This is a genomic window from Roseovarius arcticus, from assembly GCF_006125015.1.
GTDB lineage: Bacteria > Pseudomonadota > Alphaproteobacteria > Rhodobacterales > Rhodobacteraceae > Roseovarius > Roseovarius arcticus.
Window position 1 is genome coordinate 1,348,642 of sequence record NZ_SZZN01000001.1, and the last position, 12,500, is coordinate 1,361,141.

Genomic DNA, 12,500 nt, shown 5'->3' on the forward strand with positions numbered 1-12,500 from the left:
CGGACCATTCAAATGGAGATCGCCAATATGACCACCATCGTCCAGCTCAACGTCCCGTTCCGGCAGCACAGCAAGGCCGCACGCCAAGCGGCCTTGCTCAAGACCTTCGCCCAGACCCGCCGCACCCAAGAAGACGTTTTCTGGCTCAAGGAAAACGCCGAGATGCTGAACATTCTTGAATGCACAGGTGCAGAATTGGCGCCAAACGCGCTGGGTGCGTATCAGAAATTTTACAACGACATCGAACAGCGCATGGAATTCTTTCCGCAGTATTATCGCTTTTTGCTGTCGCTCTGCCTGGATCTAGAGGATCTGGGAATGCCCGGAGACAAAGGCGCGGTGCTTACCGATTGGGTCGCGCGGCAGGGCCTGGCCGACGCCGAGCTATCGGATCTGCAACGCGCCGAGGCGCGCCGCCTATGCGCCCGCCGCGGGGTTGAGCCACTGCCGGGCGATACCGGCCTCGACGACCGACTGCGCAGTTTCGCCGCGCGCTCGCAGACATTTACTATGCCGAACAAAAAGGCTGCGTACGAGCTGACGCATATCGTATTTTATCTATCCGAGTATGGCCGCGTCGATCCGATGCTGGACACGGATGCGCTGCGCAGCCTGATGTTTGCCGGAACGCTCGCCTTTTTGGACTTTAATGCCGATCTTCTCGCTGAAATTTGCCTCGCACTGCGATTTTCCGGTGCAGAAGCGCCCGAAGTGTGGGAAATATGGCTGACCCAGCAAATTCGCACTTTCGCGCTGGAGGAGGGGGACGGCCTGCAAGACGATTATCACGAGTACCTGATGCTGAACTGGTTTATGACGCGCGCGGGTCAGGGCGGCTTTGGCGACTATGTTCCTGAGGGGCGCGTCACATTTGCCCGTACACGGCCCGGCTCGGCGCCGCTGCGCGAGTTGTCGCACTGCATCTATTCCATGGGCGACGCCCGCTCGGCCGATTGGGAGGTCATGCGCAGCGAGGTCGCGGCGCACGTGTCGGACGAGGCGCAGGCGGCATTGGTCGCGGCTGAAGCATCGACCGATCAGTTCGGCGCCTTTTTCGAGGGGTTCGCGCGGGTTGGTTTGCGCGGCCGGATGGCTGGATCGTGCCCCTCGATGGGTGCCGCGGTATGATAGGCGCGCGCATAACGGGCGCGGCCATTGCAATCGGCGTTTGCCTGACGGTGGTTTACACCGCGCTCATTTCCAGCGCCGATGCGATTACCAAGATGTTTGCGGCCAGCTATGCTGCGCCGCAACTCTTTGCATTGTCGGGCGGTATCGTTGCGTTACTGGCCTTCGCGTTCAATCGCGCAGGGCATAACCCACGCGGCTTGTCCACGCATTGTCCGCGCGCCATGGCATTGCGCAGCGTGGCAACTGTGCTGGGAGCCGGCGCGTTTTTCTATGCATTCCGCTTGCTGCCCTTTGCCGAGGTATTTCTCTTTATCGCGATGATCCCGCTTTTCACGGCGATCCTGTCCGGCCCGGTTCTGGGCGAGGCGGTGCGCCCGCAAGCATGGGGCGCTGTCATGCTGGGTTTTGTCGGCCTGTTATGCCTTGCACCCGGCGGGTTGGAAACTTTGCAGATCGGCCACGCTGTCGCGCTAGCGGCTGTGCTATTGGGGACTGTGTCGATGATGGCATCGCGCTATATCGGCGTTCGCGAGTGTAATCTCTTAGCGCAGGTGTTCTGGCCCAATCTGGCGCTTGCCACTGTCTCGGTCTTCGCCTTGCCGTTCGTTTGGGGGCCGATGGGGCTGGGCGATCTGGGCTGGGCCGTCGTCTATGCGGCGTTGCTGTTCGCTGCTCGCTGGGTGCTGGTTGGCGCACTCAAGGCGTTGCCAGCATATGTGATCACGCCGCTGATGAACCTGCAATTCCTATGGATGGTCGCCATTGGCGCCACTGTTTTCGGCGAAGTGCCGGGGGCCGCGCTGTATCTAGGCGCCGCATTTGTGATCACAGCGGGAGGTTGGTTGATCTACGACCAAGCGTTTCCAGGCGTCGAAACGCGCAAAGTGATACCCGCTGAGTAAAGTGATACGTTAAGTTTTCGGGGTATCTGGCGGATTACATGGAAAAAGACGTGCCGCAGCCACAGCTGCTGCTGGCGTTTGGGTTTTCGATAACAAAGCGCGCGCCGATCAATTCCTCGCTGAAATCGATAACCGCGCCTGTTAGAAATGGCAGAGATATCGCGTCAACCACGACCTTCTGGCCTTGTCCCTCCAGCACCAGATCGTCATCGGCCGGCGTGTCCAACTTAATCTCGTACTGAAAACCTGAGCATCCACCGCCCTCAACGGCGACGCGCAGAGCCTGTCCTTGATCGGATGCGCCAATCTCACTCAGGCGCTCAAAGGCGCGGGGGGTGACGTGGGGGGGCAGATTCATTTGGGTGGCCTCCGGGGGAGTGGTGCGTTTGGGCTGTTTCGCAGCGCCTCGAATTGCAATATATGGGGCGCAGCACCCCTCGGCAAGGAGGCCGTCCCGAATGACCTCGCGTATCGCCGCGCATCCAGATCGCTCGCGTAGACGCCTCGCGCCCGAGGAAGAGAGCGAGTTCCGCTCGTGTTTCCAGCGCGATCGCGACCGGATTATTCATTCCAGCGCCTTTCGCAGGCTCAAGCACAAGACGCAGGTGTTCGTCGCCCATGAAGGTGATTATTTTCGCACACGGCTGTCCCATTCGATCGAGGTGGCGCAGGTGGCGCGCACGATCGCAGGCGCCTTGGATCTGAATGGCGAGCTGACGGAGGCCGTCGCGCTGGCGCATGATTTGGGGCACACGCCCTTTGGCCACACGGGCGAGGACGCACTGCATGCGATGATGGCGCCCTATGGCGGGTTCGATCACAACGCGCAGGCGATCCGCATCGTCACCATGCTGGAGCGGCACTATGCGGGCTTTGACGGGCTAAACCTGACGTGGGAAACGTTGGAGGGGTTGGCGAAACATAACGGGCCCGTGATCGGTGATTTGCCTTATGCACTGGCCGAATACGATGCCCTCCACGATCTGGAGCTGCACACCCACGCCAGCGCCGAGGCGCAGGTAGCCGCACTGGCCGATGATATCGCCTACAACAATCATGATCTGCACGACGGCCTGCGCGCTGGCCTCTTTACCGAGGTCGAAGTAGCCGAGCTGCCAATTCTGGACGCTTGTTATGCCGAGGTGGATCGCCTGCATCCCGGTCTCGATGCTTATCGCCGCCGTCACGAGGCGCTGCGCCGGGTGTTTGGCGTAATGGTGGCAGATGTGATCGTAACGTCGCGCGATATCATCGCCGCAGCGGGATGCAAAAACTCCCATGATGTGCGGCATCTGGGCCGCCCGGTGATCCGCTTTTCGGACGCGCTGTGGCGCGATCTTCAGGTCATCCGGCAGTTTCTCTTTACGCGGATGTACCGGGCGCCGATGGTCATGGTTCAGCGTGCCCGCGCGTCTGAGGTGGTCGAGGGTTTGTTCCCGTTCTATATGGAGCGCTCGGAACATTTGCCGCGCCGCTGGCAGAGTGATGTGGCAGCAGCAGACACAACGACCGAGCTAGCCCGGCTGGTTAGCGACTACATCGCCGGAATGACCGACCGCTATGCGCTGGCCCAGCATGCCGCGCATCTGGGCGGCGCTGGTGGCGCGGGATCGTGGCCCGAAGGAAATGGCCCCGAGGGCATTGGAGAGAGACGCAATGGCAATTGAGACAGCGGGCGCGATGTCGCCGGTTATGGCTTTCGCGCTGGTAGGCGCTATTGGTGTTGGTGCGCAGTGGCTGGCCTGGCGTCTGCACCTTCCGGCCATCGTGTTGATGCTGTTGGCAGGTCTCGCTATCGGGCCGGGTCTGGGCCTTTTTGACCCGGAGCGTGATATCGGCCCATTGATGGGGCCTATGATCAGCATAGCGGTCGCAATCATCCTCTTTGAGGGCGGTATGACGCTAAATTTGCACTCTCTGCGAGAGGCAGCGAAGGGCGTCAAGCGGCTGGTGCTGATCGGCGCGCCGCTGGGCTGGGCCGGATCGGCACTGGCGCTGCATTATATCGCAGGTCTTAGCTGGGCCAGTTCGGCAGTGTTTGGCGGCATCATGATCGTCACCGGGCCGACCGTGATCGCGCCGCTTTTGCGTACGGCGCGCCTCAGCAAGCGCCCGGCGCAGTTGCTGCAATGGGAAGCGATCGTGAACGACCCCATCGGGGCGCTGGCCGCGGTTTTGGCGTTTGAGGTGGTGTTGGTCATCTACTCGACCGAGACGTTCGGGGCCGCGATCTGGGATATGAGCATCGGCATCGTGACTGCAACCGCGATGGGGATCGCCGCAGGCTGGCTGCTATCTGAGGGCTTTCGCCGGGGGCGCGTGCCAGAATACATGAAGGTGCCGGTGCTCTTTGCGTCGCTTTTGCTGGTCTTTGCCGTTGCCGATGGCATTCTGCACGAAAGCGGGCTGTTGGCCGTGACGATCATGGGCTTCTACATCGCGAATGCGGAGCTGCCTAGTTATACCGAGTTGCGCCGCTTCAAAGAGCACGCGACGATCCTGCTGGTATCGGGCGTGTTCATCCTGTTGGCAGCCTCGATGGACATTGAGCGGCTGAGCCTGCTTGGCTGGCCCGCGCTGCTGTTCGTACTTGCGGTCGTCCTTGTTGTGCGTCCGCTGACAGTGATGACCTCGCTCGCCTTTTCCAACATCCCTATGCGTGAGCGGCTGCTGGTCGCGTTCACCGGGCCGCGCGGTGTGGTGCTGGTGGCGGTTGCTGGCCTCTTCTCCACCCGGCTGGTCAGTGCGGGTATCGAGGACGCGGCACTGCTGACGCCCTTGGCCTTTGCATTGGTCGCGGCAACGGTGGTGCTGCATGGCTTCACGCTGCGCCCGCTGGGCCGGATGCTGGGGCTGGCGGGCGGGCAGGTGCCGGGCGTGATCTTTGTCGGCGGATCGCGGTTTAGTGCGGCCTTCGCGGCCGCCCTCCAGGAAGAGGAGATCCCAGTTCTGATTGCCGATGCCAACCGCGCCCGCCTGCGCAGCGCGCGCGAGGAAGGCCTGCCTATCTATATCGGCGATATCCTCTCGGACGGGGCTGAACACGGCGTGGAATTTATTAGCTTTGGCCGCGTCGTCGCCACATCCGACAATGATGCCTACAATACGCTGGTTGCCACCGATCTGGCGCCCGAATTTGGGCGCGAGCATGTATTTCAGTTGCGCCGTGCCAAGCAGGAACAAACGCGTCACGCGCTGCCTGCCACGCTGGGCGGGCGCACTATTGCGAACGGTTTGCGCTATCTTGAGCTGGGCCGCCATATGGAGGAGGGGTGGGAGATCCGCGCGACAGGCCTGACAGATGAGTACGGGCTGGACGAATGGCGCGGCGATAACCCCGACTCAATTCCGCTGGCCGAGATTACTCCGGGCAAAAACATGCGCATTCTGGCAGCGGATGCGGAGTTGAAGGCCGGGCCGGGCATGCGCCTGCTGGCACTGTCGCCCGCGCGTGACCGGATGAATGAAGCGGCAGAGCGCAAAGGCGATGAGGGCGCCAAGGAGGCCGCAGCCGAGGTGGCAGTGCGCGCCAATGACGCATCGGCGGATTGACGCCCCGCCTTTCAGTGCTAAACGGGGGGCAAACGGACTGCCAAACCGGGGCGGAATTTGAAGGATAGCTGCGATGAACCTTTTTAACGATATCCGCGGCGTCGTTTTGGACGCGCTGGCCACAATGACGGCGTCCGGTACGCTGCCTGCCGGGCTGGACCTGAGCAACGTCACAGTAGAGCCGCCCCGCGATCCGGCACATGGCGACATGGCCACCAATGCGGCTATGGTGCTGGCCAAGCCTGCGTCGCTCAAGCCGCGCGATATCGCCGACGCATTGGCCGCCGAGCTGGCGCGCGATTCCCGGATTGAGACCGCCGAAGTGGCCGGACCCGGCTTTCTTAATCTGCGTCTTTCGCCAGATTGCTGGCGCGCTGTTGTTCGCTCGGTGCTGGAGACCGGAGATAGCTTCGGACGCTCGACACTGGGGCAGGGCGCCCGCGTCAACGTCGAGTATGTCAGCGCCAATCCCACCGGCCCTTTGCATGTGGGTCATACGCGCGGTGCGGTGTTCGGCGATGCGCTGGCAAGTCTGCTGGACTTCAACGGCTACGACGTCACGCGCGAATATTACATTAACGACGGCGGCGGGCAGGTCGACACGCTCGCGCGGTCGGTCTATCTGCGCTACCTTGAGGCGCATGGCCGCGCGGTCGATTTCCCTGATGGCACCTATCCCGGCGACTACCTGATTGAGACGGGGCAGGCGCTGAAGACCAAGGTTGGCGATGCTTGGGTCGACCAGCCCGAGGATGTGTGGCTGGCCGAGCTGCGCAGCTTTTCCACCGATGCAATGATGGACCTGATCCGCGCCGATCTGAAATCGCTCGGCGTCGAGATGGACAAATTCTCGTCCGAGAAATCATTCTACGGCACCGGCCTGATCGAAGAGGCAATTGCCTCGCTCGACGCCAAGGGACTGATATACGAAGGTGTGCTAGAGCCGCCCAAGGGCAAACTGCCAGAAGATTGGGAGCCGCGCGAGCAGACGCTTTTCCGCTCGACCGCGCATGGCGACGACGTCGACCGGCCCGTGCGCAAATCGGACGGTGCGTGGACCTATTTCGCGCCCGACATCGCCTATCACTACGACAAGGTCACGCGCGGGTTTGACCTGCTAATTGATGTTTTTGGCGCCGATCATGGCGGCTATGTGAAACGGATGAAGGCCGCCGTTTCGGCCCTGTCGGATGGCAAGGTACCTTTGGAGATTAAGCTGACCCAGCTGGTCAAACTCTGGAAAAATGGCGAGCCGTTCAAGATGTCCAAGCGGGCAGGAACGTTCGTCACCCTGCGCGACGTTGTCGATTTGGTGGGCGCCGACGTGACCCGCTTTGTAATGCTGACGCGCAAGAACGACGCGCCGCTTGATTTCGATTTTGACAAGGTGCTGGAGCAGTCCAAAGATAACCCTGTGTTCTACGTCCAATACGCCCATGCGCGCGTCCGGTCCGTGCTGCGCAAGGCAGATGCCGCTGGCATCGACGTATCAGATGCGGCGCTGAACGCGGCTGACCTGAACCTGATCGCACACGAGGCCGAACTGGCACTGGCGCGCAAGATCGCGGAGTGGCCCCGCTTGGTTGAGATCGCGGGCCGCACGAGCGAGCCGCACCGCGTCGCCTTTTATCTCTACGATCTGGCGTCGGATTTGCACGCGCTGTGGAACCGTGGCCATGACGTGCCAGAGCTGCGCTTTATCCAAGAGGGCGATCCGGCCACGTCTCAGGCGAAAATCGCCCTCGTTCGGGCCGCAAGCGTTGTTATTTCCGCAGGTTTGGGTATCTTGGGCGTAACTCCGGCTGAAGAGATGCGATAAAAATTGCGCGCCGCCGGGATGACTTGAGGCAGATTTCACACCCCGGCAGCTTTGTGTGCGCCGGTGGACGAGAGGCGGGACATGGCAGATTTCCACACGCGAGATGCAGCAGATGACGATGCTGGCAGCGTTTACGGCACGGCCCAAACCGCGCCACGATGGGACGGCGACAAGCCGCAAAATCCTGTATCCCGCGCGACTTACGCTCTCGGCTCCATCATATCAGTCGGTCTTGTGATCGGCCTTGGCGTCTGGGGCTACAAGCTGCTCGTGCGCGACGTCAGCGGTGTACCGGTTATTCGTGCAGTCCAAGGCCCGATGCGCGTCCAGCCCGAGGATCCGGGCGGGCGGCAAACGTTGAACCAGGGGCTGTCGGTCAATGATGTAGCCGCATTGGGCACTGCCGCCGCCGCGCCGGATGAGTTGATCCTCGCGCCCGCGCCCCTAGACCTTAGCGAAGAAGACGCGCCCCGTGCGCCCGCGCCTGAGCGCCCCCAGCAGGCCCGCAGCGAGGCCCCGGTGCCCGAAGTCGCGCAAGTCGAAGATCCTGCACCTGCGGCGGAGCCAGAGCCAGAGGTGGCCCCCGTTCCGGATGAAGTCGTTGTTGACGTTCCCGACGATATGCTGGCCCTCGCCGCCGCTATCAGCGAAGGCATCACGCCCATGGCGGAGCTAGACGATGCGCCAAACGCCCCGCTGCCCGGTGCAGAAGAAGGCACCGCCGACGAGGACGAACAGGCCGAGCAAACCGATGGCAATATGGCCGCATCGCTGCGCCCACGTGCGCGCCCGGCGGACTTGCGCAACGTTCTGCAGGTCGCCGCTGCTGCGCCCGAAGGCGGGGTTCGCGACGTCGATCCCGACTCTATCGCCATTGGCACGCGCCTGGCGCAGCTGGGCGCCTTCGCAAGCGAGGAAATTGCGCGCGACGAATGGACCAGACTTGGCAGCCGCTTCGAAGAATATCTGGCTGGTAAGGACCGCGTCATCCAAAAGGCCACCAGCGGCGGGCGTACATTTTATCGCCTGCGTGCGATGGGCTTTGACGATCTGGCCGATGCGCGGCGCTTTTGCTCGGCTCTTGTGGCCGAGAAAGCTGAATGTATCCCAGTCGTTACACGATAATCCTAATCTAAGAGAGCATGGCAATGATGCGCTTTGGTGCCACTATACTGGACGCGGCGGGGCATAGGCTAAGTGCGGACGAAAAACGCTTCTTTGCCGACGCAGATCCATTCGGTTTCATCCTCTTTGCGCGCAACATTGACACCCCAGATCAGGTGCGCGCGCTTTGCGCGGACATGCGCGATGCAGTGGGCCGCGACGCGCCTATTACGATTGATCAGGAGGGCGGGCGCGTGCAGCGCCTGCGTGCCCCGACATGGCGTAACTGGCCTGCTCCGCTACCCCATATTGAGGCGGCAGGCGACCGCGCGCCCGAGGCCATGTATCTACGTTATCGCCTGATTGCGCATGAATTGCACACGCTTGGCATAGATAGCAACTGTGCGCCGCTGGTCGATGTGGCGGGACCGCAAACCCATGAATTTCTGCTTGATCGCTGCTATGGCACCGATCCTGACCGCGTGGCCGAACTGGGCCGCGCTGTGGCGGATGGTCTGCTGGATGGCGGCGTTTTGCCGGTGCTAAAACATATTCCCGGCCACGGACGCGCGCAGGCCGACAGCCATCTGGATCTACCAGTGGTTGAGGATGACCTTGCCGCGCTGACAGCGTGCGATTTCGCCCCCTTCAAGGCGCTGAACGATCTGCCAATGGGCATGACCGCGCATTTGGTTTATTCAGCTATCGACGACAAGCCTGCGACAGTCTCGCCCAAGATGATGCGGCTGATCCGCGACGAGATCGGCTTTGCTGGCCTAATCATGACCGATGACATTTCAATGAAGGCACTCAGCGGCAGCCTGACTGGTATCACGCGCGCATCCCTAGAGGCGGGCTGTGACATTGTGCTGCTGTGCAATGCCTCGCTGGAAGAGCGGCGCGCGGTGGCAGACGCTGCAGGACGTCTTGATGATGCCGGACAAGCGCGGGCAGAGGCAACGCTGGCAGCCCGGAAAACACCCACCGAGGTTGACATTTCCGCGCTGGAGGCAAAGCTGTCCGCCATGAGCGGCGGCATAACATATGGCAGATGACGATTGGGAAGACCGGCGCGCAGATGCCGCCGAGAGGCTCGCCGCCGAGGCGCTGATCGTCGATGTTGACGGCTATGAGGGCCCGCTCGACCTGCTGCTGACGCTTAGCCGGACACAAAAGGTGGATTTGCGCCGGATCAGCGTTCTGCATCTCGCTCGGCAATACCTTGAATTTGTTGAGAAGGCCCGCGAACTCAGATTAGAGTTGGCGGCCGATTACCTTGTCATGGCCGCATGGCTGGCCTTTCTTAAATCACGGCTGCTTCTGCCGCCCGACCCTCAGGACGAGGGGCCGTCGGGCGAGGATTTGGCCGCGCATCTCGCATTCCAGCTTGAGAGGTTGCAAGCCATGCGCGACGTTGCTGCGCGGCTGATGGCGCGCGGGCAGCTGGGGCGCGACTTCTTTGGGCGGGGCGCACCCGAGAGTGTGACGCGCACGCGCCGCATCACCTATACCGCCTCGCTGTTGGATCTTATGCAGGCCTATGCCCGCACCCGCACACGCGACGAATTTCGCCCCTACGCGATGGACCGTGACGCGATCTTTTCGCTAGAGCAGGCGCTGGACCGGATGCGAGGGCTGATCGGGTTTGCAGGTGACTGGACCGATATTTCGACCTATTTGCCTGAAGGTTTCGGCACCGACCCAGCGCGCCGCCGCTCGGCTGCCGCGTCAACATTTGCCGCATCTCTGGAGCTTGCAAAGGAGGGCCGAATCGAGCTGCGCCAAGCCGAAGTATTTGCGCCCATCGAAGTCAGAAGACGGAGTGAAGAGCGTGGCTGAAGCGACTGAAGAAAAAGAGGAAAGCCTGTTTGAAGCGCCTCCTATTGCCGAGCAGGAGCGCATGGTCGAAGCTATCGTCTTTGCCGCGTCTCAGCCGATTACGGTACGCGAACTGGATCTGCGTCTGCCGCACGGCAGCGATGCCGCAGAGGCGCTGGTCCATCTGCGAAAACGCTACGCTGGGCGCGGTGTGCATCTGGTACGTATCGGTGATGCCTACGCGATGCGCACGGCACCCGACTTGGGTTTCTTGATGGAGCGTGAGACCACAGAGATCCGCAAGTTGAGCCGTGCCGCGATCGAAACGTTGGCGATCATTGCCTATCACCAGCCGGTCACCCGCGCTGAAATCGAGGAAATCAGGGGCGTGTCGGTCAGCCGAGGCACGGTTGATCAACTGCTCGAAATGGAATGGATTCGTTTTGGACGTCGCCGGATGACGCCGGGCCGCCCGGTGACGTTCGTCGTGACGGATGTCTTTTTGGATCACTTCGGGCTGGAAAGTGCCCGTGATCTGCCGGGTCTGAAAGAGCTGCGCTCGGCGGGCCTTCTGGACAGCCGTCTGCCGCCATCGTCGATGCCGGGGGCCGCAGCCGACGAGGACGAGGACGACTTGCCATTGAACGAGGGCGATCAGAGCGAGCTTTTTGAAGAATAGTCAGCAAACGCCCTGAAAACACCGCGATCTTGTGCTATGTAATCTAGGCGAGGGCAAAAGCAGGAGGGCGCAATGAACGCCAATACTTTGATTAACATGGCTGTGCGCATGATCATGCGCCGTCTAATGCGCGGCGGTGTCAACGCAGGGATCGGCGCATTCGGCAAGCATATGAGTAAGGGCAAGGAGGGCGGCCGCGCGCCTGACAGCAAAGCCACGCAAAAACGCGCCCGGGACACGATGAAAATTTCGCGGCGTATAGGCCGGATGTAAAACAGCATGAAAGGCCGCTTATAGCGCCTTGAAATGCTTTGATAGTTTCAGACCTTGACCCTGATAGTTTGAGCTGAGCCCGGCGCCATAAAGCGTATCGGGCACTTCGCTCATACTCTCGTATATTAGCCGTCCTACGATCTGTCCGTGCTCCAGCACGAAGGGCGCCTCATGACAGCGCACCTCAAGCACGCCGCGCGATCCGGTGCCGCCAGCCGCGCTATGGCCAAACCCTGGGTCGAAGAAGCCGGCGTAATGCACACGAAATTCGCCCACCATCGCCAGATAGGGCGCCATTTCAGCAGCGTAGCCCGGCGGGATATGCACCGCCTCGCGGCTGACAAGAATGTAGAACGCACCGGGATCGAGGATGATCTGGCCGCGATCTGTATGCACCTCTTCCCAGAAGTCTGCGGGCGCATAGTGGCCGATCTTATCCAGATCAATCACACCTGTGTGCGGCTTGGCGCGGTAACCGACCAAGGTGCCACTGCGCGGTTTCAGATCAACGGAAAACCCGAGGCCGTCATCAATGACCGGCGCCGAATCGACGAGCGTATCGGTGCGGTGCAGCGCCGCCAGCGCCGCGTCGCCGAGTACCGCATCACCACTGGTGAACCGGATCTGGTTAAGCCGCATCCCGGGCCGCACCAGAACCGAGAAGGAGCGCGGGCAAATTTCCGCATAGAGCGGGCCGTGATAGCCCGGTGGGATACGGTCGAATTCGGCGCCGCCATCTGTGATCGTTCGCGTTAGTAGGTCTAGTCGACCTGTCGAGGATTTGGCATTTGCCGACGCTTGAATGCCAGATGGCAGCGCCAGCGATTCCATCAGCGGCACGACATAAACGCAGCCCTTTTCCAGTACCGCGCCAGCGCTGAGATCGATGCGATGCATTTCGAATTCGGACAGGCGATCCGCGACGGCGCGGCCCTCACCGGCCAGAAACGATGCGCGCACACGGTACGCCATCGTGCCAAGGCGCAGATCAAGGCTGGCCGGCTGAATCTGTTCTGGAATCACAGCAGGATCGGCAATAATGGCCCGCTCTGCGATCATTGATTTAAGTTGCTGGCTGGAGAGAACCCCGGTCATCGCGTCATCCCTTTGGCGGTTGGGGTCTGATAGCGGCTTGGGAGGGGCGTGGCAATTCTTGCGTCGCCCCGTCGCCACATGATCTGCCCGTGGCAAGACGCTGGATCGGTAGTGCGAATTTGCGAAA

12 protein-coding genes are annotated in these 12,500 nt (G+C 61.5%); 10 read left to right on the forward strand and 2 right to left on the reverse strand.

Annotation, left to right across the window (positions count from 1 at the left end; translation table 11 throughout):
- Nucleotides 1-27: 27 nt before the first annotated feature.
- Nucleotides 28-1,128, forward strand: a complete 1,101-nt coding sequence (locus tag MK6180000_RS06340) for a DUF6902 family protein (RefSeq protein WP_138933971.1) — start codon at nucleotides 28-30, stop codon at nucleotides 1,126-1,128.
- On the forward strand, nucleotides 1,125-2,033 hold the full coding sequence (locus MK6180000_RS06345; protein WP_138933972.1) for a DMT family transporter: 909 nt from the start codon (nucleotides 1,125-1,127) through the stop codon (nucleotides 2,031-2,033). The genes MK6180000_RS06340 and MK6180000_RS06345 overlap by 4 nt, the downstream gene beginning before the upstream one ends.
- Before the next feature lie 34 nt (nucleotides 2,034-2,067).
- On the opposite strand, the gene MK6180000_RS06350 is transcribed toward MK6180000_RS06345, so the two are convergent.
- On the reverse strand, nucleotides 2,068-2,391 hold the full coding sequence (locus MK6180000_RS06350) for a HesB/IscA family protein (RefSeq protein WP_138933973.1): 324 nt from the start codon (nucleotides 2,389-2,391) through the stop codon (nucleotides 2,068-2,070).
- A 100-nt stretch (nucleotides 2,392-2,491) separates the two neighbouring features.
- Here MK6180000_RS06350 and MK6180000_RS06355 point away from each other — a divergent pair, with 100 nt between their 5' ends.
- The 8 genes from MK6180000_RS06355 (at nucleotide 2,492) to MK6180000_RS06390 (ending at nucleotide 11,278) form a co-directional block, all read left to right on the forward strand.
- Complete coding sequence (locus MK6180000_RS06355; protein ID WP_138933974.1) at nucleotides 2,492-3,700, forward strand: deoxyguanosinetriphosphate triphosphohydrolase; 1,209 nt, start codon at nucleotides 2,492-2,494, stop codon at nucleotides 3,698-3,700.
- Nucleotides 3,690-5,585, forward strand: a complete 1,896-nt coding sequence (locus tag MK6180000_RS06360; RefSeq protein ID WP_138933975.1) for a cation:proton antiporter — start codon at nucleotides 3,690-3,692, stop codon at nucleotides 5,583-5,585. The genes MK6180000_RS06355 and MK6180000_RS06360 overlap by 11 nt, the downstream gene beginning before the upstream one ends.
- 73 nt (nucleotides 5,586-5,658) lie before the next feature.
- Entirely contained in the window at nucleotides 5,659-7,404 is a 1,746-nt protein-coding gene (gene argS, locus MK6180000_RS06365; protein WP_138933976.1) for an arginine--tRNA ligase, read from the forward strand.
- 81 nt (nucleotides 7,405-7,485) lie between these two features.
- Nucleotides 7,486-8,529 (forward strand): SPOR domain-containing protein, encoded by a 1,044-nt coding sequence (locus MK6180000_RS06370; protein WP_138933977.1) that lies wholly within the window; start codon nucleotides 7,486-7,488, stop codon nucleotides 8,527-8,529.
- Nucleotides 8,530-8,555: 26 nt separating this feature from the next.
- A complete protein-coding gene (nagZ, locus tag MK6180000_RS06375) occupies nucleotides 8,556-9,563 on the forward strand; it encodes a beta-N-acetylhexosaminidase (protein ID WP_138936371.1) in 1,008 nt (335 codons plus the stop codon).
- On the forward strand, nucleotides 9,553-10,347 hold the full coding sequence (locus MK6180000_RS06380) for a segregation and condensation protein A (RefSeq protein ID WP_138933978.1): 795 nt from the start codon (nucleotides 9,553-9,555) through the stop codon (nucleotides 10,345-10,347). Before nagZ ends, MK6180000_RS06380 begins: the two co-directional genes overlap by 11 nt.
- Nucleotides 10,340-11,005 carry an SMC-Scp complex subunit ScpB gene (gene scpB / locus MK6180000_RS06385; protein ID WP_138933979.1) on the forward strand — a complete coding sequence of 222 codons (666 nt, stop codon included), beginning with the start codon at nucleotides 10,340-10,342 and terminating at the stop codon, nucleotides 11,003-11,005. Before MK6180000_RS06380 ends, scpB begins: the two co-directional genes overlap by 8 nt.
- 72 nt (nucleotides 11,006-11,077) lie before the next feature.
- A complete protein-coding gene (locus MK6180000_RS06390) occupies nucleotides 11,078-11,278 on the forward strand; it encodes a hypothetical protein (protein ID WP_138933980.1) in 201 nt (66 codons plus the stop codon).
- An 18-nt stretch (nucleotides 11,279-11,296) separates the two neighbouring features.
- On the opposite strand, the gene MK6180000_RS06395 is transcribed toward MK6180000_RS06390, so the two are convergent.
- Nucleotides 11,297-12,373: a 2'-deoxycytidine 5'-triphosphate deaminase gene (locus MK6180000_RS06395; RefSeq protein WP_138933981.1), complete on the reverse strand. Its 1,077-nt coding sequence runs from the start codon at nucleotides 12,371-12,373 to the stop codon at nucleotides 11,297-11,299.
- Nucleotides 12,374-12,500 lie beyond the last annotated feature (127 nt).